The organism is Acidovorax sp. A1169, from assembly GCF_030704685.1.
Taxonomy (GTDB): domain Bacteria; phylum Pseudomonadota; class Gammaproteobacteria; order Burkholderiales; family Burkholderiaceae_C; genus Acidovorax.
Genome location: NZ_JAUZDX010000002.1, coordinates 462,402 through 484,164, shown reverse-complemented (window position 1 = coordinate 484,164; position 21,763 = coordinate 462,402). Strand labels below are relative to the sequence as shown.

The window sequence follows — 21,763 nt, the reverse complement described above, 5'->3', positions numbered from 1 at the left end:
TTTGGTAGGCGGCGCGCAAAACGGCTTGCATGCCTGCCTGGCCGCTGCATTGCCAATGCACCGGAGCCTTCTCAAACGCCTCACGCCCACCCACCCCGCGTCGCGCTCGCACGCCCGACAACGGCGCAGCGAGCGCGATGGACGCAGCCCTAATCGGGCAAGGGCAGCCCTGATCAGGCAAGCATTCCGGTAGTGATCGACACCACCCGCTTCGTGGAGAACGCCTGGTTCATCCAGCAACGCGAGCCCGAATATGCGCAGCACAGCATCCCCGAGGCCGTGCGCGAAATGACGGCCTGCGCAGACATCGCAGTCGTGTGGTCCAAAAAGGATGGGCTGGTCACTCTCGGCGGGTTTTGCACCTTTCACGACGACCAGGAACTGTTTCGCGCGGTGCAGGAGCGTTGCGTGGTGAGCGGGCTTCATCACCTACGGCGGCCTGGCGGGCCGCCACATAGAGGCGCTGGCCTTGGGCCTGGAAGAAGCGATGGACCCGGACTACCTGGCCTACCGCATCGGGGAGGGTGTCTGCCTTGGCTATGGCATGGCGAAAGCCATGACTGGCGATGGCGTTAATCTTGCTGCTTGTGATGCGCCCGCTTCGCCAGCCGCGCGACCCTGCGGGCCGAGCATCGAAGCACCGGCGGGCAAGCTCGCAAGCATGCAGGCAAGCACGCTGCGAGTTGGCCACAATCTTCAGCTTCATGCCCACCCTCTTCTCCAAAAGCACAGGAACCCCACGCACCATGCCCACACAACCCAGCGCCGCCACGCGGTATTTCTCGGGCACGTATGCCGAAGCCCGCGCCAAGTTCCTGGAGGCCGCCGCCCAGAGCGGCGCGGCCGTCGAATCCTTCGTGCACCCGGATCACCTCGGCGCGTTGGGCGAAGAGCTGGCCACCGACGTGGCGCTGATCGGCGCGATGGATGCAAAGAAGATCCTGCTCGTCACCTCGGGCACGCACGGGCCCGAAGGCTTCTGCGGATCGGGCACGCAGGTGGCCACGCTGCACGATGCCGACCTGCTTGCGCGGCTGCAGCAGGCCGGCGTGGCACTGCTGCTGGTGCATGCGGTCAACCCGCACGGGTTTTCGCACCTGCACCGCACGAACGAAGACAACATCGACCTGAACCGCAACCACATCGACTTCACCGCGCCACTGCCGGTGAACGCGGCGTATGCCGACGTGGAGCCGCTGATGCTGCCCGCCACTTGGCCGCCAACGCCAGCCGACGACGCGGCCGTGGCCGCCTACATTGCCCAGCACGGCACAGCCGCCTTCCGCAATGCCGTCTTCAAGGGGCAGTACACCTCGCCCGACGGCTTGTTCTACGGGGGCACCGCGCCATCGTGGAGCAACCAGACCATCCGCGCCATATTGCGCAAGTACGCGGCTGCCGCCACGCACCTGGGCTGGATCGACGTGCACACGGGCCTGGGGCCCTACGGCCACGGCGAGAAGATCTACCCCGGTCGCAACACGCCCGAAGACCTGGCGCTGGCGCAATCCTGGTGGGGCGCCGACGTGTTCTCGCCCTTCTCCGGCGACTCCGCCTCGGCCGACGTGTCGGGCCCCGTGGTCACAACCGCCTTCGACGAATGCCCCAACGCCCGCATCGCCCCCATGGGCCTGGAGTTCGGCACCCTGCCCGAGGCAGACATGCTGCTGCGCCTGCGCGCGGACACCTGGCTGCGCAGCCACCCCGAGGCACCGGCCGCGCAGCAACGCGAGATACGCACCCAGCTGCGTGATGCGTTCTACTGCGACAACGAGGAATGGAAGGGTATGGTGCTGGGGCAGACACGGGTGGTGCTGTTGCAGACGGTGCAGGGGTTGCGGAAGGGGTGACGCGACTGCATGGTCCGGCCCCATGCCGCGTGGCCAGCATATTCTTTGCCGCCGGCACCGCACTGGAGCGCAACCGGCGCGCGCGGTAACGGACGTGCACCCGACCCTGACCGCGACTGCGGGCGCCACGAGCCCGAACGCGCAGATAGTGGTGGTGCGTCTGCTGGCGCCGCAAAAGGAGCCGGCGATGAAGCTGAAGGCGGTGCGGGTGGCTTGGGGGGAGGTGTTGTGGGCGTTGGAGGGGGAGGCGCGGCGGATTTTGGCGATGTGATGCATGCGGCTGGTATCAACTAGCGCAGCTGGCGCAGGTCAGCCTGACAGAGGCGATTACGCCGCTTTGCACGTTTTGCGGACAGATTCACTGAACGCTCCTTGTCTGCGGTGGCGACACCTCGACCAACGGCGCAAACGCCCGCACCGTGGTAAATGCGACGAGAAAGCTGATGATGAAGAGCGCCGCGACCCACGCATTGGAGGAAGCAGCGGCGGCCATCAGCCCAAATGAAAAAATGCGACCTCGGCACTCGTCATGCGTGCCGGACAAAAGCGCGCCTCGCATTTCCGGCACCTTGCTGACCATAGCGGAGCAGACATCCAACCTCTGACTTCAGCAACGCCATGTGACTCGTGGCAGTGAGAGCTGCGACTCATAGAAGCGCACCGCGTCCTCGATCGGTATAACTTCAAGCGAACCGGCCCGCATGTAGCTATGCGATAGCAGGTCTTGTTGAGCAACAGGCTGGCCACCGTACTCCACCTTAGTACTATTCACTGCGGCTCAAGCGGCATGTGGCGATAGAAAAGCGTGAACATCGCAAACAAGCCGACGGCGACGGCAACAAGTTGCCGGTATCGCCGGTCCGAGGAAATTGCGCCTGGGATCGGAAATACCGGGTTGATTCCAGTGAGGGCATCCTCGCAAAGCGGCAGCAATGAGCATCACCATTCCCGCAGCAGTCAAAACGCTGGATCATGGAACCGATACTGGCGCCCCCGCTCATTGACGATGCTGACATGGCGCAGGGCGTCAGCGTCTGAGAGGCCTTGCTGCCTAAGCACGGCATAGAGTTGGTAGAACTCGCCCTTGAGGTTGCCGGCGAAGATGCCTGGATCGTCAGAGCCGAGGGATACCATGATGGGCGTGTCGCCATCCTGCACATGGCCTGGAATGCCCATCCAGCGCAGGGCATGGTGCTCCTCAAATCGTTCGTATTGGCTGATGCGGACGTTGCTGCTGGGCAGGGTTTCAATGACGACCCGCCGATCGGCCACACATTTCATCAGGGCCTGCTGAAGTCGAAGGTAGATGGCAGGCGTAAAGAGCGCGTCTCGAGTTTCGATGCTTAACAGCGATTCGCTTCGCTGCCAGAGCTCGCGGTCGTTCTGCCACTGCCAAAACAGCGACAGGGCCTCCTCGTCGCGCTCCTTGGCTTCACTCACCAGCCGGGCTTCTTCGCGCAGACTGTCGACCAACGAGGCAGAAGCCCCGCGCCAGTCAGGGCGTTGCTGCAGCGACGCCACGAAGCCCATGTGGAGGCCGCGCAGACGCATCGCACGCTCAAACAGGTGAGCAGAGACCGGCACCCTGAACACCTGAGGAAGCAGGCGTTGAAGCTCCAGCTCGACCTGGTACGCTTGCGCTGTGGTGTCCTGCAGCTCGCGCAGCAACTGCCAAGCTGCCAAGAGGTCCAGTAGCCGCTCACTGCGCTTCAGGTGCAGCGTGCTGGGCATGCGGTCCAACCAGAGTGCAGGCGCAATGCCGAGGGCTGTGCCGTGGCCGATGCGCGCCCCATCGCGAAGGTCGAGCAGCTCCAGCGCATCCAGCATGTGTCTCAGTCCGGTCAACAGGTGAGGGAAATCTTCGCCGACGTGGAAACTGCGGTGCCCAAGCCCGGTGCGCGCGGCTTGCCGGAAGACGCTGGCAAACACCTCTGGGGGCGCATGCAATTCGTTGGCTGCGCCATCGACGCCACGAACCCAGCGGTGCAGCCTTGGATGATCTTTCAGCGTCGTACGCAGCTGTGCCATCTGGGCCTCCAGCTTGCGCCGTAGCGTGTAGTGGCGGTAGGACCCGCCTTTCTTGATGTCCCAGTCTTCCTTGATGAAATGCGCCACCAGGGCCAATTGCTGGCGACGCGGCCATCGCACATCGGCGCTTTCGCACACGGTGTCCAGCGCTTTGAGCACGCTACGCAGAGAGGTCTTGTCGACGTCAACCTTGCAGTCGTTACCTTCCTGCATGTACTCCAGATAGTCCAGCAGGATGATCTTCAGCAGCTGGGTGTTGTCGGTGGCCGTGGATTTGGGGGCGAACCGTCCTTCCAGATAGGCGCTTTGGCTGCGCTGCAAGTGCGGGCCGTGCATATCGCGCAGCCGCTGGAGATAACGCTTCTCGGCGGGGCTCCGCAGCTCGGTGTGGGTGAACTTCTGGAACTGATCGAAGCCGTACAACTCTTCGCCTTGCACCATCAACGCACGGTACTGGTGCTGCAACAGCAGGTATAAGTGCAGCATACGATCTACCTGAGGGGGCAGGGCGTGCTGTTGCAGCAAATGCGTCATCCATGCCAGTTCTGCGGTCAGGCCCTCGCTGGAGGGGCTATGCAGCGGATTGAACTTTTTCGGTAGCTCGGGAGCCGGTGCCGGTCGGCGCCAGCCGCGCAGATCGTCTGCCCGCCACGGCAAGGGTGGGTGATTCGAGGACGGCTGCTGAGCGAAATACACCAACCAGCCGCGCAACTGCCGCGCCAGCATGAGGTCATGCCGAAACTGCGTCGGGTTGAAATCCGTGTCGTACAGTCGAGCCAGTTCCCGCACCCGGTCACTGGCAGCGCTTCGCTGGGCAGCCTGCCACAAGCCGCTGAATTGCTTGACCTCCTGTTCTGGCCAGGCCATGGCGCGCAACCAGCATTGCTCGGCAAAACTGCTGCCGTTCAGGTGCAAGTGGCTTTCATGAAGGCCTTCGCGGCTGATGTAATCCTCCACCGCACCATCGCACGGCGCGATGCTCGGCAATGGTAGATGCCGGGTACGCGCAGGGATTTTCAGCGTCACCATGTCGGCCGCCATATAGCCGCCATGCTGAAGGCGCAGCGCCTGCATGGCCGCCATGATTGGCATACCGCTCACGCGACTCAGAACGCTTTGCTGCCACTCGCCATACAGAGTCAGCCGCACATGCACCTGACCGTGCTGTACCTCCAGGTAGCGCTCGGCCAGCATCCGCAAGGCGGTGGTGGCCAGTTGACCGTCCTTGAGCCCCTGCGATTGCGCTGCTTTGAAACCGAGATCGAAAACATGGTCCGGCAAGCGCGCTTGCCAGGGCTGGTTGCTGAGGTAGAGCTGTTGACGTAGCTCACGCTCGTCTTGAGGCCTGGACCAGTCGCTGGTCAGCAGGTGCTGACGGAGCAGCGAGCTGCTCAACGTGCGGCAGCAAAGCAGGGCAAGTTGGGGGGTGTGTGATGCGGGCATTGCGCCGGGGGACCCCATGGGCTTGAACCGCAGGCTGCGGCTTTCGCCTATGGGGATATTGGAAGGTTGTTTATTCAGAGACCGTTGTTTGGCCAACGCAGTCCCATACCTTCTGGTTGCACAATACCTCGTGGGGAATCTGGTGACTGCCACGGAAATCTGTCAGCTTAGCATTCAGGCTGTCGATGAATGGCCTGCTCTTGGCATCGTGCTTGATCAAGCCCAGCACAAGCGGGCATGACGCGATCATGAAGGCCAGGGGGGCCATGTCTGCAGTGACATCCAAGCTGGCCTGTGAAGCGCTCTTGGCAGGGGACTGGAACTTCTTGATCACTAACGCACCCGAAGTTCTGGGGTTGTATCTGTTCAAAGTCGCGCCCGCCGGCTCGCCTGCTCGGTGGTGATAATCAACTTCTTCAACTAGGCAGGCGTTGATCAAGGCCCAGGCGAACAGTTCCATGGCCTTGCAGCTACGCTCGTTGATCTGGTTGCCAGCGCGCATGGCAGCTGAAATATTGTCTAGGCTGAAGTACAACCGATTCCAGATCTTTCCCATCAGTACGGCTGACGGGTGGAAATGCTGTTTGAGCCCTTGGCATATGTCAAGCCAGCTTGTGATCTGAGTCACCAGTTTGACGAGTTCTGCAGGTTGGTCATCGTCCTCATATTCGGCCTCGCCAGCCTCTGTATCGGCCTCATCGTCGCGAGCAGCCAGATCGTCCCAGTTTGGCAGAGAGACGGTCTGCACGCTCTTGATCTTGTTCAGTTGCTTGAATAGCTGCTTACGACTGCCGTCTGTGTCCGTTGCGTCAATATCCAGCAGATTGGAAATCAGGCCCAGGGTGTTGAAGATAGACAGATAACGCAGGGTGTGGCTGGGCTTTTTGACGGCCGACTGGCTGAAGGCGATAGCAGGGTAGAGTTCCGTTGACTCCAGTTTGAGTGCGGTGACCAGTTTCGCGTCGAAAGTGACGGCATCGCTCTTGCTTGAGGTGCGCACTCCAATGATGCCTTGGCGCAATTGCAGACCTGCAGTTGTGCTCGCGCCCATCAGTGCAGCGGTGGCATGCAAGGACCAATTGAGTGCGTTGTCCTTGCGGCCGACAGACAGATACTGCTTGACCTTCCGCTGCAGCGCGCTTTCATCCCTAGCATCGCCGGCTCCGCGTCCACCCGGCTTTTGGGTAGCCTTGCCCATCACCAAGTGGAGGATATTGTTGCTGCCAGCCATGCTCACCATGTAGGTGATGGCCTTGGCCGGATCGTGTTCGCACAGCCGTGCCACATCCGCCGCCAGTGACACGTAGGCATTGCGCAAAGTCGCATCCCGCGACTGTGGTCGTAGGTAGATGGCGGTATCCGGCTCACCATCCAACTGGCACAGGTCGAAGGCGGCATTGATGACCGCATGCAGATCGCCTTCCGCGATGCTCTCGACATCGATGTCATGCCGGTACAGGCTGCTCAGCGCCGTGGCACGCAATGCCTCGGAAGCGGCTTCACGCTCAGAGGCGGTACCACCGGCGCTAAATTGGTAGTAGGAGGACAAGAGCTGCAGCACGGAACGTACGGGCAGCTTCAGGACGTACTCGCGGAACAAGTCGAGGTCGAGGCGATCACGCAGGCGCAGGCCTGCGGTGGCGATGGCGTCAATCGCCGCGAGCAAAGGCACCGCGTCGCCATCCCCAGGCCTTTTGACGACGAAGGCCGGTGGGCCGGCGGGCACGCCCGGCTTACTGTCTTTGCGCTTTCTTTCGGTGAGCGTGTGCAGAGTTTTCAACTGGACCCGCCGTTGGATGGGGAAGAGCTTGAGCAGGTATTGCTCTTCCAGGTGCGCCACCATGCGGGTCTGCTGGGTCTTGCGATCAGGGGAGAAGCCCTTGTCATTGCTGGCGAAGTCTTGCTGAAAGTGGTTTTGCACCAGCAGTGAGTACATCTCCATGTCGCCGGTGACGAGCACCACGATTTGTGGCGTGTCCAGGTACTTGCGGATGCATTCCAGCACATCGATGGCATGGGCGAACTTGGTGTCCGCGTCGTCGATGGCTAAGAGAAAAGCTCGCGTTTTATATACCGAGCAGACCAGTTCAATGGTCTGATGCAGCAGGTGGCGCAGACGCTGGCTGTCGGCCGCACGGTCCAGGCCGTAATCCAGGAACAGTTCGGCATCCAGGTCTTTGAGGCTGTCTGTCTTGGAGACGAACAGGTGCAAACCACCGGCCATCTGCTTGAAAAGGTCCCTGAACTGCTCTTGGTGCCTGCCCCAGTCCTGCCCGCGGTGGGGGCAGTTCTCCATCAGGCGCTTCAGGTGCTTGAGGATGTGCAGCAATAGGATTTCGCCGGATTCGATGCGGCTAGGGTCCAGATACAGCAAGGGCGTGACAGACACTGCAACGCCTTCTTTTTTCACTCCCGGGCGTTCATTCAGATAGTTGTATGTAAAGCGCAGAAAGGTGGATTTTCCTGCGCCCCGCGTACCGTCAATGAAGTAGGTCAGGCCGCTTCCATGCGGGTACAGGTCTTCTCTTTCGACATTGTTTTGGCGCGCCTCCAGGGATGCCTTGAATTCGGCTTGAGCCAAGTCCTTGCTGATCTGAAGACTCAGCGCGTCAAAGGCTTCACGCTGAATTAACTCTGCACCTGAGCTCACTGGTCGGTTGTGATTACTGGAATTCAGGTCGATCACGATATCGCTGTCGGGCATAGCAGGTGTATGGAGTCGTTGGAGTGTTTTGCTATCGTAACGTCACAAAGTGCAGCGTTGAGCGCATCTACGCATTCAAGGGCGTCTGCTCGGCACATATCCTGGCCAAGTGTCGCTCTCAACTAGGTTGTTCACCCGATGCCGGTGAAGATGGAATGTGGTAGACGCAGCCGCCCAGTATTTTTGAGCGCGGACCATACCCTTAGGTTCGGCTACGTCGCCGACGTTGTCCGACTGACTATTGGGACAGCTGTTGGCACGCATCCAACGTTCGATAACGTGCGCAAGAAGATCGTGCAGGCTTGCCCGGATTTCTAGCTGATCAACGATGTCGTTGACGCAGTCCAACACTGTGAACTTCGGAAAGACACGGGGTCGATCAAGCACTCGGGACAGGTTCACGACAACATCGGGGTAATTGGCACTTTTGCGCTCAACGAGGCTCCGATTTGCGGCGCGGTGAAAATGTGAAAGAACGACGGTACGCTCGTAGTCCTGATTCCTTCTGTGAAACGGGCTGCAAACTACTGGCAGACCAAGCCTCACCTTCCGGTCAGAGGTCCGCGAGTTCGCAAGCGGTAAAGAGCGACCACTCGATCGTGGCCTACTCGAGCGAGCGCATGGGCGAACGGCGGCTCAAGGTCGCTGACCGCACGCTGGCGCGCCGGCTAAGGTCACCCCTAGATGACCGTTGTCAGCCGGTCATCGAGCGCCAAATGGGTGGCACCGGCTGACCGAGACCGCTGCCTAACGCTCGTCCGCGCGATGGCCCTGAAGCTCCGCTGCCGCCGCGACAAGCAGACGTTTTTCTGGGTCTGACTCCTCAGATCGCAGCCACCCCAGGCACCTTCAACAACCCATCGGCCTTGAACATGGCACGGATGCCGCGCACAGCCTGGCGGATACGCGCCTCGTTCTCGATCAACGCAAACCGCACGTACTCATCCCCCTGGTCGCCAAAGCCGATGCCGGGCGACACGCAGACCTTGGCCTTGTCGAGCAGCTGGCGGGCGAATTCGAGCGAGCCCAGGGCACGGTAGGGTTCGGGGAGGCGGGCCCAGATGTACATGCTGGCCTTGGGGCAATCGACGGCCCAGCCGGATTCCGTGAGGCCTTTGAACAGCACATCGCGGCGGCGCTGGTACTGGGCGGCGATGTCTTTCACGCACTGCTGGTCGCCCTCGAGCGCGGCGATGGCTGCGACCTGCAGGGGGGTGAAGGTGCCGTAGTCGTGGTAGCTTTTGATGCGGGCGAGCGCGGCCACGAGGTCGGGGTTGCCCACCATGAAGCCGATGCGCCAGCCGGCCATGTTGTAGCTTTTGGAGAGGGTGAAGAACTCCACGGCCACGTCCTTGGCGCCGGGCACTTCCATGATGCTGGGGGCCCGGTAGCCGTCGTACACGATGTCGGCATAGGCCAGGTCGTGTACTACCAGGATGTCGTGCTTCTTGGCCAGGGCGATCACGCGTTCGAAGAACGACAGCTCCACGCACTGCGCGGTGGGGTTGCTGGGGAAGCCGAAGATCATCATCTTGGGCTTGGGGTAGCTGCCGCGGATGGCCTTTTCGAGCTCGGCAAAAAAGTCGACATCGGGCGCCACGGGCACGCTGCGGATATCGGCCCCGGCAATCACCGCGCCGTAGATGTGGATGGGGTAGCTCGGGTCGGGCACGAGCACGGTGTCGCCCCGGTCCAGCGTGGCCAGCATGAGGTGGGCCAGCCCTTCCTTGGAGCCGATGGTGACGATGGCCTCGGTGTCGGGGTCGATGTCGACCGCATAGCGGTCTTTGTACCAGTGGCTGATGGCGCGGCGCAGGCGGGGGATGCCCTTGCTGGCAGAGTAGCCGTGGGTGTCGGGCCGCTGGGCCACCTCGGTGAGCTTGGCCACGATGTGCGGCGGGGTGGCGCCATCGGGGTTGCCCATGCTCATGTCGATGATGTCCTCGCCACGGCGGCGGGCGGCCAGCTTGAGCTCGGCCGTGATGTTGAAGACGTAGGGGGGTAGGCGATCGATGCGCGCAAAGCGGCGCTTGCCCTGAGAAGCAGACATGCTGGTGAACTTTCACGTAAGCGCCCGGAACCGTCCGAGCGACGTGGCTGGCAGAAAGGCCGGCCCGCATTCAATGTACATCAAACGCGGCGTTCGTTCCTCACATTGCGGCGTTGTCGCACCGCCGCTACGCTCAGGCTTTGAGGCCTGCGCTGGTGCGTGTGGTGGCCTTTTCGCTCGACATGGACCACGCGAAGATGCCCACGCCGCAGATGCCCAGCACCACGCCCACCCAGCCGGTGGAAGTCCACCCCAGGCCGGCCGCGATGGACATGCCGCCCAGCCAGGCGCCCAGGGCGTTGGCGGCGTTGAATGCCGAGTGGTTGAGCGCGGCGGCCAGGGTCTGCGCATGGCCCGCCACATCCATCAGGCGGATCTGCAGTGCGGGGCCGATGGCGACCAGCGTGCCCAGGAAGAAGGTGGAGAGCGCAGCCGTGATGGGGTGGTGGGCCGCAGGCACGGACAGCGCCAGCACCACGATGGACCACAGCAGCACCTTGCCCACGGTGAGCATGAGGGCCTTGTCGGCCATGCGCGAGCCGACGATGTTACCCACCACCATGCCCAGGCCGAACAGCGCGAGCACGAAGGGCATGAGCGCGGGCGGCATGCCGGCCACCTCGAGCAGCGTGGGCTTGATGTAGCTGAACACGGCGAACATGCCACCAAAGCCGATGGCGCCAATGCCCAGGGTGAACCACACCTGCTTGCGCGCCAGGGCGCCCAGCTCGCGCAGCGGGCTGGCGCCGTGCGATGCAGGCATCTCGGGCACCCACAGGCGCACCATTACCACGGCGGCCACGGCGATGAGCCCCACGAAGACAAAGGCCGCGCGCCAGCCGAAATGCTCGCCCAGCGCGGCGGCAATGGGCACGCCCACCAGCGTGGCGGTGGTCAACCCCAGCATGACCCAGCCAACGGCGCGCGCGCGGCGCCCCGGGGGCGCCAGGGCCGCAGCCACCAGGGCCGCCACGCCGAAGTAGGTGCCGTGCGGCAGGCCGGTGAACAGGCGCATGGCGCTGAGCGAGCCGTAGCCCGGCGCCAGGGCCGATGCAAAGTTGCCCAGCGCGTACACCACCATCAATGCCATGAGCAGCGCACGCCGCCCCCAGTTGGCGCACAGCACGGCCAGCACGGGCGCGCCCACCACCACGCCCAGCGCATAGGCGCTGATGACGTGGCCGGCCTGCGGAATGCTCACGTTGATGTCGCGCGCCACCTCGGGCAGCAGGCCCATGATGACGAACTCGCCCGTGCCGATGGAAAAGCCGCCCACCCCGAGGGCCAGAACGGCGCGCACCAGGGTGCGGTCGTCTGTGGGGGTGTGGGCGATGGGCAACGTGGAGGGCGACAGGGGCGCGGTCATGGCGGCAGCAGCAACGGCAACAGGGCAACGCCGCACCGGCCATTGGCAAGCGGCGCAGAAGAAGCACGGGGTGGGGAAGAAACGGAGTTACGGGGGTAAACCCGATTCATGTAACCATAGCACGCCCCGCGCTGCGCTGCAGGGGCGGGGATATCTGTAACCTTGGTGAACAGGCCTCGCCAGCGGGGCTGCTACGCTGGGGTCTTCGTTTCCAACCGGGCCAGCGAATGACCACACCACTCAGCACCGCAGACGAGCTTGCCGACACCGTGAAGGTGCTGGCTTTCGACATCTTTGGCACCGTGGTGGATTGGCACGGCTCCATCGTGCGCGAGATGCAGGCGCTGCACCCCGCCGTGGATGGAGATGCCTTTGCGATTGCCTGGCGCAGCGGCTACCAGCCGGCCATGGCGCGCGTGATGCGTGGCGAGCAGGGGTGGACGCGCATCGACGCGCTGCACCGCGGCATCCTCGACGAGATACTGCCTAAATTCGGCCTGGCCCACCTCACCGAGGCCGAGCGCTGGCACCTGAACCACGTGTGGCAGCGGCTGGCCCCCTGGGCAGACAGCGTGGCCGGGCTCACGCAGCTAAAGTCGCGCTTCACCATCACCACGCTGTCGAACGGCAACATCAGCCTGCTGACCCATATGGCCAAGCGCGCAGGCCTGCCGTGGGACTGCATCCTGAGCGCCGAGGTGTTCCGCGCGTACAAGCCCCACCCGAACACCTACCTGGGCGTGGCGCGCACCTTTGACCTGGAACCCGCCCAGGTGGCGCTGGTGGCCACCCACCATGACGACCTGGAGGCTGCGCGCGCCTGCGGGCTGCGCACCATCTATGTGGAGCGGCCGCTGGAGCTGGGCGCAGCCCGGCCGAAGGATGGCACGCCACAGCCGGGCAACGACCTGCACACCTCCAGCATCCTCGACCTTGCCCAGCGGCTGGGTTGCTGAGCACAGGCCTCGGAACCTATCGCGCCGCCACCAGCAACTGCACGAACATCTGCACCTTGGCATGGCACTCGGGGCTGATGGAGGTGAACTCCAGGCCCGCCAGCCACTGGCCACCTTCGGGCTTCAAGGTGATGACGCGGGCGTAGACGTCGGTGGCGTGGTATTCGACCAGGGTCAGGTCGAATTCAAGCTTGAGCTCGCTGTGCAGGGCCAGCTCTTCGGTCAGCTCCACCAGCAGGCCGTGGTAGCCGATGTCGCGGATGGCGGCATGCACGATCTGCGGCACGATGATCTTGTCCTGTATGCGCTGGCACAGGCAGGGCAGGCGCGTGTCCACGCGGTGACTGCGGCGAAACTCCTGGCGCGGCACCTTGAGCTTGCGCGAGGGGATGGCCACCAGCTCGCGCAGGCCCACGGGCTGCTGGCGCCCCTTGACGTAGACCTGCATGGGGGCCGATGCCGACACCAGCCCCCAGCAGCGCTGGTAGGTCGCCTCGCTGATGAGCACCTGCCCGCGCAGGCTGAAGGCCTCGATGCGCGAGGCGAGGTTGACCTCTTCGCCGATGACGGTGTATTCGGAGTACACGTCCGACCCGAAGCGCCCGGCCATCACCGTGCCGGTGTTCACGCCAATGCCCAGAAACACCTCGGGCAGGCGCTCGCGCATGTGGGCCAGGTTCAGGTCGCGCATGGCCATCTGCATCTCGACGGCGCACATCAGGGCGCGGTCCACATCGTCCTCACGCGCCACGGGTGCGCCGAAGAGCACCATGATGGAGTCGCCCATGAACTTGTCGATGGCGCCGCCGTGCTTGAAGACCACCTCGCTGAGCATGGCCAGGCAGCGGTTGAGCGCAGGGATCACCACGCCCGCAGGCAGCGATGCCGACAAGGCCGTGAAGCCGCGCAGGTCGGCCAACAGGATGGTGACCTCGCGCGGAGCCACCGACAGGCTTTCATTGAGCACGCCATCAGGCCCCTCGCTGCCGCGCAGGATGGCCGCCATCTCGGCCGTGGCCGCCTCGTTGAGCGGGGCGCCCGTTTCGCGGGCAATCAGCGCCTGCAGGCGGCGCAGGGCATCGTGGTTGAATTCTTTGTGCATGGGCGGCAAGCGCAATGGTTCCAATGAGAAGGGCCGGGGCCATGGAGGCGCCCGCCAGCCAGAATAGGGGTGCGCCGGGCCATCGGTCAAGCCGCCCGCGGGAAAACGACCAGGAAAAACAACCAGCGAGTGGGCGCGACGGGCCTGGCACAGCAGCTCGTGCGCGTGCGCACTGTGCGGGCATTCAAACTGCCAAAGCCCCTGTCGGGTCGTCCACCCACTGCCGCTGCACGCAGTGGAAGGCGGCACGCTCGGGGTCGTAGTCCCAGCGCGCAGCCCAGCGCAGCACTTTCTCGGAGTCGTGCGCGTCGGCCTCGTGGCTCAGGATGACCAGGCTGTTGGGGTAGCCATGGCGCAGGCGGTGCGATACGGCCGTGCCGGCCTGGCTGACCCACAGGCCGGGCAGCGGCTGCAGCAGGCCGGCGGCGTGGGCGTGGCCGGACAGCAGCATCTGCGCACCGGCATCGCGCCAGCGCAGCAGGGCCTCGTCGGCGCGCGCGGGGCGGTGTTCCTTGTCCTGGGTATTGCGGGCGGCGAGCGGGTGGTGGGCGACGACGATGCGCCAGGGCTCTTCGTAGGCCTCGGCCAGCTGTTTCTCGACCCGCGCGATCTGCGCGCTGGAGAGGCTGCCGCGCTCGTGGCGCCAGGGGCGCGTGGTGTTCACGCCGACGATGAAGAAACGGCCCAGGTGCCGCACGGGCTCCAGGTCCTTGCCGAACTCGTGCTCGAAGCGCTTGTAGGCCCGACCCCAGCGCAGCCACCAAGCGAACAGCGGCAAATCATGGTTGCCCGGCAGCACCACCGAGGCACCGGCATCGAGCCCGCGGATGAAGCTGGCCGCCTGCGCGAACTGGGGGGCGGTGGCGCGCTGCGTGACATCGCCAGAGACCACCACCACCGACACCCCGAGCTGGCGCGCCAGGGCCTGCACCGCCCGGCAGACGACGGGCTCGTGCGCGCCGAAGTGCAGGTCGGACAGGTGCATCAGAACGGACATGGGGCGTAGGGTACAGGGGCGGCAGGAGATCAGGAAGCCGCCACGGCTGCCGCTGCACCCAGCGCAGGCAGGGGGACGACAGCGGGAGCAGCGGGTTCGACAGCCACGGCCACCTGCTCATGCTGCGCAGCGGCGGCGCCATCCCGGTCGAGCGTGGTGCGCGTGACCAGCCACAGGGGTTGGTCGTGTACCCGAAAGCGCAGCGGCGGCGCCATCCATTCGCGCTCGCCATCGAAAGCCACTTTCACCTGCGCGGGCCGCCAGCTGGCGGGGGCCACGGTCATCTCGGCACAGGCCATGCTCATCACGGCGCTGTCGCGCGCCAGTTGGCCGGTGGCGGCGTGCCATACCGTGCGGGCCACGGCCCAGCGGTCCTGCGGTTGCAGCAGCACGACACCGAGCTGCCCGCCATCGGCTACAGATTGGGCCTGCTCCAGCCCCATGCGGCCCAGTTGCAGCGGGTTGTTGCCGACGAACAGGGTGGTGACCAGGTGCTCCTCCTGCTGGGCCTGGGCACCTTCGTGCGTGCGCATGATGACGCGCCAGCGCCGCCCGCCGGCGGGGCGGAACATGCTCCACACTGCCGACAGGATGGCCACCATGCGCGAGCGGCCAAAGCGTTTGGAGGCCATCTCGCGCTCGGCCAGCAGGCGCGGGTACAGGCCGACGGCGGCGTTCACCACGAACATGCGGTCGTTGACGAAGCCCACCTGCACCGGGCGCATGTCGCCGCGCTCCATGGCGTGCAGCATGTCCTGCACGGCCACCTCGGGGTCGAGCGCCAGAGCATGCTCGCGGCTGAAGTAGTTGAAGGTGCCCATGGGTATCACGCCCATGGGCACCGCCTCGCGCAGGGCCGCCGCAGCGACTGCGTTGATGGTGCCGTCGCCCCCGGCAGCCACGACCAGCCCGCCATCGGCCTGCGCATCGCGCACGGCCTTGTGGGCCAGATCGACGATGTCGCCACGCTCGTCGGGCACATGCCACACCACGTCGTGCGCATGGGCGGCAAAGGCCCCTTCGAGCTTGGCGCGGACCAGGTCGAAATCAGCACCCGGGCGCTTGGGCACCACGAGGTGAATGCGCCCATGGGGGTGGACGGCAGGGGGTCGAGGGGCAGTGGTCATGGATGAAAGGCAGGCTCCGATAAGACGGCATGGCGCCGCTGTACCTATGGTGCCCTGGTCACCGGCCCGCCATTGTCAGCCACGGCGCTGTGAATCTGTCGGCGCCTTGTCCTACATTCACGCCCGGCGCGAAGGGGTGATGCGCGCTGCGGTACAACAGGCAGCATCGACCCGTCACCCACCTACAACTGCTGCTGCTGCCAACCGATCCCATGCAAGCCACCGCCATCGGCACCCTGATCTCCAACCACCCTCTGGGCTGGTGGCTGGCCGGCCTGGTGCTGGCCAGCCTGGCCGGGCCCCTGGCCCTGTGGGGCCTGCGCACCGTGCGCCAGCGCTGCGGCCCGCTGCTGCAGCGCACGCTGCCCATGGCCATCGACCCGCGCTGGGCCCTGCTGGCGGGCATGCTGGGCGCCGCCTGTGCCATGGTGCTGGCGGGCAGCGTGATCGCCGAGCTGGCCGAAAGCGGCAGCGAGCAAGACGGCGACTGGGGCGCGGTGGACGACGCCATTGCCAACGCCCTGCGCCTGCATGCCGCCACCGGGGTGCTGCGTTTCTTTGCCACCCTCACCCACCTGGGCGACACCGCCGTGCTCACCACGCTCACGGCCCTGGTGGCAGCCGCCCTGTGGTGGCGCGGCCACCGGCTGCTGGCCACGGGCTGGCTGGCGGCCCTGGCGGGCAATGGGGCGCTGACGCGCATTTTGAAAAGCATTTTTGAACGCGCCCGGCCCGAGCATCTGCACCATGGCGTGGCGCAGGCCGATGGCTACAGCTTTCCCAGCGGGCACAGCAGCGCCTCGATGGTGGCCTACACCCTGCTGGCCTACCTGGCCACGCGCCTGCTGCCACCGCGCTGGCATGTGCCCTGCGTGGTGCTGGCAGGCATGCTGGTCTTCACCACCGGCTGGAGCCGCATGGTGCTGCAGGTGCACTACGCCAGCGACGTGCTGGCCGGCTGGCTGCTGGGCGGCACCTGGATGGTGTGCACGGTGCTGGTGATCGAGAGCGTGGCGCGCTGGCGGCACCGGGGTGACGGCGCGCCAGCACACGCCTGAGCCGGGCCCCGCCCCGGTTCAGGGCCGTGCCGAAATCACCGGCAGCACCACCCGCGACGGCCAGTTGCGCCCCATGTGCACGCTGTTGCGGGCCACCACGCGCGGCCCGGCACTGCCCTCTGCCGCGCCGGTGTTGGGATTGACGTCGAAGCGCGGGAAGTTGCTGCTCGAGATGTCCAGGCGAATCCGGTGCCCCTTGCGAAACAGGTTGGAGGTGGGCATGGGCTCGATGGTGATCTGCACCACCTCGCCGGGCGGCATCATCTCGGGGGTCTCCCACGAGCCCCGGTAGCGGCAGCGAAGGATGCCATCCGTGAGGTTCATCGCATAGCCCTCGGGGTAGTCTTCGTTGGGCGGGTACTGGTCGATCAGCTTGGCCGTGAAGTCCGTGTCAGGGGCCGTGGAGGAAACCCACAACTCGATGGTGATCGGCCCCGAAACCTCCATATCCTCGTCAAGCACAGGCGTCTGGAAGACCAGTACATCGGGCCGCCGCGCCAGGGGGCCATGGGGTGCCCGGGCCCCGAAGACCTGTTCGCTGGTGCGCTGGTCGTAGGCGCCCGCCACCATCAGGGGCTCGCCCGAGGTGATGGAGCCGCCGATGGTGGGCACCGGGGACGCCGGGTCGAAATCGAAACCCAGCGCTTCATCGCGGTCGGGGTGCACGGGCGCGAGCGCACCGTCCGCGCCCAAGTACCAGGGCACGAAGGCGGTGCCGGGCAGGGGCCAGTGGCCGGCGCTGCGCCAGCTGCCGCCATGGTCGAGCCGGCCGGCCGGCGTGCGGCGCCCGGTGCCGCCGCCCATGCGAAAGTAGCGCACGGTGTCGTCCATAGCCGGCGGCAGGGCAACGCCCTTGAGCCAGTGGTCGAACCACGCCAGCCGCATGGCCACATAGTCGGGCGCGAGTTGTCCATCGAGCACGGCGGCAGGGCCGAAGTCCACGTCCCCTGCGTACGGTACGCTGCGCTCGCCATGGGTCCAGGGGCCAAGCACCATGCGCAGGCCGTTGTGACCACGTTGGGAGAGCCCCAGGTAGTTGTCCGTCGTGGTCTGGGCGTAGGGGTCCCACCAGCCGCACACCATCATGGCGGCCACCCCGTCGAAGGCCTCGTAGTGGCCCGCCGCATACAGCTCGGGCTGGCGCCAGTAGTCGTCGAAGGCACCACGCTCCCATTGCCCGAAGAGGTAGTCCTCGTACTCGGGCGCCCATTGCAGCGGCGAGTCACCGCGCGACCAGGGCAAGCGCAGGAACCAGTCGCCAATGTCGGCCGCGTCCAGGGCCTGGCGTGCGGACTCGCTGATGCGGTTGCTGCCGCTGCGCGCATTGCGCAGCGCCCACACCGCCTGCTTGAGCTCGAACGCGCCGCCATGGCGGATGCCGCCCCGGTAGGCGTTGGCGAAGCCGCCGCATTCGAGGAACATGGCCTTGAGGCCCGCCGGCCGCTGGCTGGCCAGCGCCGTCTGGGTGTGGGCCGCGTACGACAGGCCGTAGGTGCCCACCGTGCCGTTGCACCAGGGCTGGGCCATGATCCACTGCAGGGTGTCGGCACCGTCGTGGGCCTCGCCCAAGTACTTGGTGAACTGGCCTTCGGAGTCGAAGCGGCCGCGACAGTCCTGCACCACCACGGCGTAGCCGGCCTCGGCAAAGCGGGCGGCCACCTCGCCGCGCCGGAGGGGCGAGGGGTTGGCGGCCGTGCGTTCGCGCCGGGTCTCGGCATCCTTGCCGTAGGGGGTGCGCTCCAGCAGCACAGGCCAGGGCCCGGAGGATTGCGCGGGCAGGTACAGGTCGGTGGCGAGGTGCACCCCGTCGCGCATTGGCACGCGGTGGGTGTACCGGGTCACGCTGCCGTGGGCGGCAGCCGTCGAAGTCGTGTTCATGGAATGGCCCCGCTCAGTCGAGCTTGAGATTGCGTTCCTTGACCAGCTTGGCCCAGCGCGCGGTGTCTTCCTGGATGAAGCGCGCCAGCTCCTGTGGCGTGGTGGGTGCCGGCTCCGCGCCCTGGGTCACGAGCAGCTCGCTCACCTGCGCATCGGCCAGCGCGGTGTTGAGCGCCTTGCTGATGCGGGCGACCAGCTCAGGGGGCGTGCCCGTGGGGGCGAACAGGGCGTACCAGATGTCGTACTCGAAGTCTTTCACGCCGGCCTCGGCCATCGTCGGTACCTGGGGAAAGGCTCGCGAACGCTTGGCACTGGCCACCGCCAGGGGCACCAGCCTGCCGGCCTTGATGTGCGCAAACACGCTCGGCACGGCATTCATGCCCAGATGCACATGGCCGCCCACCAGTTCGTTCACGGCGGGGCCGCCGCCCTTGTAGGGGATCTGGACCATCTTGGTGCCCGTCGCCGCCTGCAACATCTCCATCGACAAATGCCCGGGGCTGCCATTGCCGCTGGTGCTGTAGTTCAGGGTGCCGGGGCTCTTGCGGGCCAGCTCGACCAGTTCGCGCACTGTACGCGTCTGCAGGCCTGGGTGCGTGGTCAGGATGGGGACGTTGACCACCACGCGCCCCACGGGCATGAAGTCGCGCGAGGGGTTGTAGGGCAGCTTGCTGGACAGCAGTGGTGCCGTCACCATGCCCGAGCCCGCGCCCAAGAGCAGCGTGTACCCGTCCGCTGCCGACGAGGTGACCGCCTGGAAACCGTGCGCACCGGGCCGGTTGTCAACAACAACGGGTTGCCGCCATTGTTCCGACATCTTGCGTGCCACCACACGCATGGCCGTATCGGCAGCTGCCCCTGCCGGGAACGGGACCACGATGCGCACGGGCTTCTCGGGAAACTCGGCCGCCCCTGCGAGCAGGGGCTGGGACAACACGAGAGGGAGCAGCATCGACACGATGGCTCGCTGGATTCGGGGCATGAAGAAACTCCTGCAAGATGGCTGGTACGGTTGTTGCGCGGCGAGGCGTTCTGGCTGGTTAGAAATCATGGCGCATCCCCGCACCCACCACGCGCACGGCCACGTTGCTGCGGCTGGAGTCGATGCCGTCGCGGTCGATGAAGGCCTGCAGTTCTGTGCGCTTGGACAGTGCATAGGTATAAGCCATCTGCTGGCGCTTGCGAAGCCCCCGCTGCGAGGCCTGCACGTCGCGCTGCATCAGGTTGACCACCAGGGCGTGCGGGCCCGTGGAGAAGCGGCTGCCCACCAGCCAGTAGTCCACGTCGGCGCGGGCGGTGGCGGTGGCGGTGGCGGTGGCGGAGGATGCGGCATAGCGGTCACGGCCCAGCAGCACATAGGGCTCGACGGCACCGAAGTCGTAGCGCAGCCCCAGTTGCCATTTGCTGGAAAACTCGTTGGCCAGGAGGCCGCCCGGTCGCCGGTCGGTGCCATAGCCGATGCCTGCGGTCCAGGGGCCGTCGGCATAGTTGAGGCCCAGGTCGAGCGATTTGGCGCCGTTTTCCTGGTCCGGCGTCTTGGTATCGCCGCGCAAGTAGTAGCGCGCACGCAGGTTCACGCCGCTCCAGCTGGGGCTTTGATAGCCCAGAGCGTTGGACGTGCGGTTGCGTGCATTGAGGATGGACGTGCCGATGGCCGTGGCCCCGGCATCGTTGGCCGCGAACGAGGTGATGCGCGTGACCTGCGAGTACAGGGGCGAGCCCGTGGGGTTCGCCGAATCCAAACGGCCCAGCGCCAGCGTGCCCAGGCCGCCACGCAGGGCCACGTAGCTGTTGCGGAACGCGGGCGTGGTGGCGGCGCCGGAGTCGGCTTCAAGCCCCATCTCCAGGCCGAACAGGGCGGCCATGCCGTCACCCAGGTCCTCCTTGCCCCGAAAGCCCAGGCGGGAGGCGTTGTCACGCTCCTCCATGACGGAGCCGGCATTTCCGGTCTTGGTGTTGTTGACGGTGAGCCGCACCTGGCCATAGACCTGCAGGTCTTGCGCCATGGCGGGTGCACCGGCAGAAATGAACAGCAACAGGCCGCTGGCAGCCGGTGCCACAGGAAAAATGGACCTCATGGAATCTCGCTCCTCGAATGGGGTGTGGGTTCTGACGCCACGAATTCTGAGGAGCGAAGGAGGTCCTCACAACGCTATGACGAAGCCGTATTACCCTATGCAGATTGCTGTGTGTTTGCGCCCGCGCGGTGCCGGTGCAAAGATGCACGCACATGGCACACACACGGTCTACCCGCCCATGAATTTCAAGCAGCTCGAGGCCTTCCACGCCATCATGCTCAGCGGCTCCACCACCGGTGCGGCCGAGCGCCTGGGGCTGTCGCAGCCAGCCATCAGCCGGCTGCTGGCGCAGCTGGAGGAGAGCCTCGCGCTGCGGCTGTTCGTGCGCGAGAAGGGGCGCCTGACGCCGACAGCCGAAGCGCAGGCCCTGCGCAACGACGCCCAGGGTTTGATGGATTCGGCCCAGTGCTTTCGCCGGCATGCCGAGCAGTTGCGCCTGGGTGGTTTCAAGCGGCGGCTGCTCAAGGTGGCCGTGCCCAACACACTGGCCACCACATTGATGCCGACCCTGGCCAGACGCTTCATGCGGGCCCACCCCGATGTGGTGCTGGAGGTGCTCTCGGGCTCGTACAGCGACGCGGAGCACGCCCTGCTCGGCCGCGAGGCCGACATCGGCCTGGTGCGCCTGCCGATGGAGATGCAGGGGCTCAGCACGCTCGCAACCCTCGACTCAGAGGCTGTTTGCATCATGCCCAAGGGGCATGCGCTGGAGCACCTCGCGCAGGTAAGCCCCGACGACCTGATCGACTGCAGCCTGATCCTGCTGGGCCGCCAGCGCCAGATACGCCACGAGATCGACATGGCGTTCCGCCAGAAGCGCGTGCAGCCCCGCGTGGCGCTGGAGGTGCACTCGGTCAGCGAGGCCTGCGCCCATGTGGCGCAGGGCCTGGGGGTGTCCATCGTCAACGCGCTGCTGGCACGGCATTGCCCGCAAGGCGGCATCAGCGCGCGCCCGTTCCGGCCGCACATCGGCTACCAGCTGGGCATTGCCACGCTGAGCAATGCGCCGGTCTCGCCCTTGCACGACACCTTCACCAGCTTGCTGGTGGAGGCGATGGTGTTGCCCACCTCTGCTGAAGACAAGCGGCCGACAAAGCGCACCAAGTCCAGCTGAGGGCGGTTCGCC

At 65.5% G+C, this 21,763-nt stretch carries 17 protein-coding genes and 1 pseudogene; 6 read left to right on the top strand and 12 right to left on the bottom strand.

Annotation, left to right across the window (positions count from 1 at the left end):
- Positions 1 to 192: 192 nt before the first annotated feature.
- Positions 193 to 333: pseudogene (locus QYL93_RS31920) on the top strand (tyrosine phenol-lyase); the annotation flags it as partial.
- A 7-nt stretch (positions 334 to 340) separates the two neighbouring features.
- Here the strand turns inward: QYL93_RS31920 and QYL93_RS05510 are convergent.
- Positions 341 to 706, bottom strand: coding sequence for a hypothetical protein (locus QYL93_RS05510; protein ID WP_305742701.1), 366 nt, complete (start codon positions 704 to 706; stop codon positions 341 to 343).
- 40 nt (positions 707 to 746) lie between these two features.
- Between QYL93_RS05510 and QYL93_RS05505 the strand changes: the two genes are divergently transcribed.
- Both QYL93_RS05505 and QYL93_RS05500 read left to right on the top strand, forming a co-directional pair.
- Entirely contained in the window at positions 747 to 1,850 is a 1,104-nt protein-coding gene (locus QYL93_RS05505) for a M14 family metallopeptidase (RefSeq protein ID WP_305742700.1), read from the top strand.
- A 94-nt stretch (positions 1,851 to 1,944) separates the two neighbouring features.
- Positions 1,945 to 2,121 carry a hypothetical protein gene (locus QYL93_RS05500; RefSeq protein ID WP_370876939.1) on the top strand — a complete coding sequence of 59 codons (177 nt, stop codon included), beginning with the start codon at positions 1,945 to 1,947 and terminating at the stop codon, positions 2,119 to 2,121.
- Between the two features lie 87 nt (positions 2,122 to 2,208).
- On the opposite strand, the gene QYL93_RS05495 is transcribed toward QYL93_RS05500, so the two are convergent.
- From QYL93_RS05495 to QYL93_RS05475, 5 genes are all read right to left on the bottom strand, one after another.
- Positions 2,209 to 2,430, bottom strand: a complete 222-nt coding sequence (locus tag QYL93_RS05495; RefSeq protein ID WP_305742699.1) for a hypothetical protein — start codon at positions 2,428 to 2,430, stop codon at positions 2,209 to 2,211.
- A gap of 377 nt (positions 2,431 to 2,807) precedes the next feature.
- Positions 2,808 to 5,273: a hypothetical protein gene (locus QYL93_RS05490; protein WP_305742698.1), complete on the bottom strand. Its 2,466-nt coding sequence runs from the start codon at positions 5,271 to 5,273 to the stop codon at positions 2,808 to 2,810.
- Positions 5,274 to 5,391: 118 nt separating this feature from the next.
- Positions 5,392 to 8,025 carry a hypothetical protein gene (locus QYL93_RS05485; protein ID WP_305742697.1) on the bottom strand — a complete coding sequence of 878 codons (2,634 nt, stop codon included), beginning with the start codon at positions 8,023 to 8,025 and terminating at the stop codon, positions 5,392 to 5,394.
- Positions 8,026 to 8,848: 823 nt separating this feature from the next.
- Entirely contained in the window at positions 8,849 to 10,075 is a 1,227-nt protein-coding gene (gene alaC, locus QYL93_RS05480; RefSeq protein WP_305742696.1) for an alanine transaminase, read from the bottom strand.
- A 133-nt stretch (positions 10,076 to 10,208) separates the two neighbouring features.
- Positions 10,209 to 11,441 carry an MFS transporter gene (locus tag QYL93_RS05475; RefSeq protein ID WP_305742695.1) on the bottom strand — a complete coding sequence of 411 codons (1,233 nt, stop codon included), beginning with the start codon at positions 11,439 to 11,441 and terminating at the stop codon, positions 10,209 to 10,211.
- A gap of 227 nt (positions 11,442 to 11,668) precedes the next feature.
- Here QYL93_RS05475 and QYL93_RS05470 point away from each other — a divergent pair, with 227 nt between their 5' ends.
- A complete protein-coding gene (locus QYL93_RS05470; protein ID WP_305742694.1) occupies positions 11,669 to 12,397 on the top strand; it encodes a haloacid dehalogenase type II in 729 nt (242 codons plus the stop codon).
- A 16-nt stretch (positions 12,398 to 12,413) separates the two neighbouring features.
- Here QYL93_RS05470 and QYL93_RS05465 read toward each other — a convergent pair whose 3' ends face one another.
- The 3 genes from QYL93_RS05465 to QYL93_RS05455 form a co-directional block, all read right to left on the bottom strand.
- Positions 12,414 to 13,499, bottom strand: coding sequence for an adenylate/guanylate cyclase domain-containing protein (locus tag QYL93_RS05465; protein ID WP_305742693.1), 1,086 nt, complete (start codon positions 13,497 to 13,499; stop codon positions 12,414 to 12,416).
- Positions 13,500 to 13,683: 184 nt separating this feature from the next.
- The gene (locus QYL93_RS05460; RefSeq protein WP_305742692.1) at positions 13,684 to 14,496 is read right to left on the bottom strand and encodes a metallophosphoesterase; all 813 of its coding nucleotides are present in this window, start codon (positions 14,494 to 14,496) and stop codon (positions 13,684 to 13,686) included.
- Between the two features lie 29 nt (positions 14,497 to 14,525).
- Entirely contained in the window at positions 14,526 to 15,623 is a 1,098-nt protein-coding gene (locus tag QYL93_RS05455) for a diacylglycerol kinase family protein (RefSeq protein ID WP_305742691.1), read from the bottom strand.
- Positions 15,624 to 15,835: 212 nt separating this feature from the next.
- Between QYL93_RS05455 and QYL93_RS05450 the strand changes: the two genes are divergently transcribed.
- Positions 15,836 to 16,681: a phosphatase PAP2 family protein gene (locus tag QYL93_RS05450; RefSeq protein WP_305742690.1), complete on the top strand. Its 846-nt coding sequence runs from the start codon at positions 15,836 to 15,838 to the stop codon at positions 16,679 to 16,681.
- Between the two features lie 18 nt (positions 16,682 to 16,699).
- Here QYL93_RS05450 and QYL93_RS05445 read toward each other — a convergent pair whose 3' ends face one another.
- Genes QYL93_RS05445 through QYL93_RS05435 form a run of 3 tightly spaced genes read right to left on the bottom strand, consistent with a single transcriptional unit; the run spans position 16,700 to position 20,637 of the window.
- Positions 16,700 to 18,559: a CocE/NonD family hydrolase gene (locus QYL93_RS05445; RefSeq protein WP_305742689.1), complete on the bottom strand. Its 1,860-nt coding sequence runs from the start codon at positions 18,557 to 18,559 to the stop codon at positions 16,700 to 16,702.
- Between the two features lie 13 nt (positions 18,560 to 18,572).
- Positions 18,573 to 19,541, bottom strand: coding sequence for a tripartite tricarboxylate transporter substrate binding protein (locus QYL93_RS05440; RefSeq protein WP_305742688.1), 969 nt, complete (start codon positions 19,539 to 19,541; stop codon positions 18,573 to 18,575).
- A 58-nt stretch (positions 19,542 to 19,599) separates the two neighbouring features.
- The gene (locus QYL93_RS05435) at positions 19,600 to 20,637 is read right to left on the bottom strand and encodes a porin (RefSeq protein ID WP_305742687.1); all 1,038 of its coding nucleotides are present in this window, start codon (positions 20,635 to 20,637) and stop codon (positions 19,600 to 19,602) included.
- Positions 20,638 to 20,815: 178 nt separating this feature from the next.
- On the opposite strand from QYL93_RS05435, the gene QYL93_RS05430 reads away from it, so the two are divergent.
- Complete coding sequence (locus QYL93_RS05430) at positions 20,816 to 21,751, top strand: LysR family transcriptional regulator (protein ID WP_305742686.1); 936 nt, start codon at positions 20,816 to 20,818, stop codon at positions 21,749 to 21,751.
- The last annotated feature ends 12 nt before the right edge of the window (positions 21,752 to 21,763 follow it).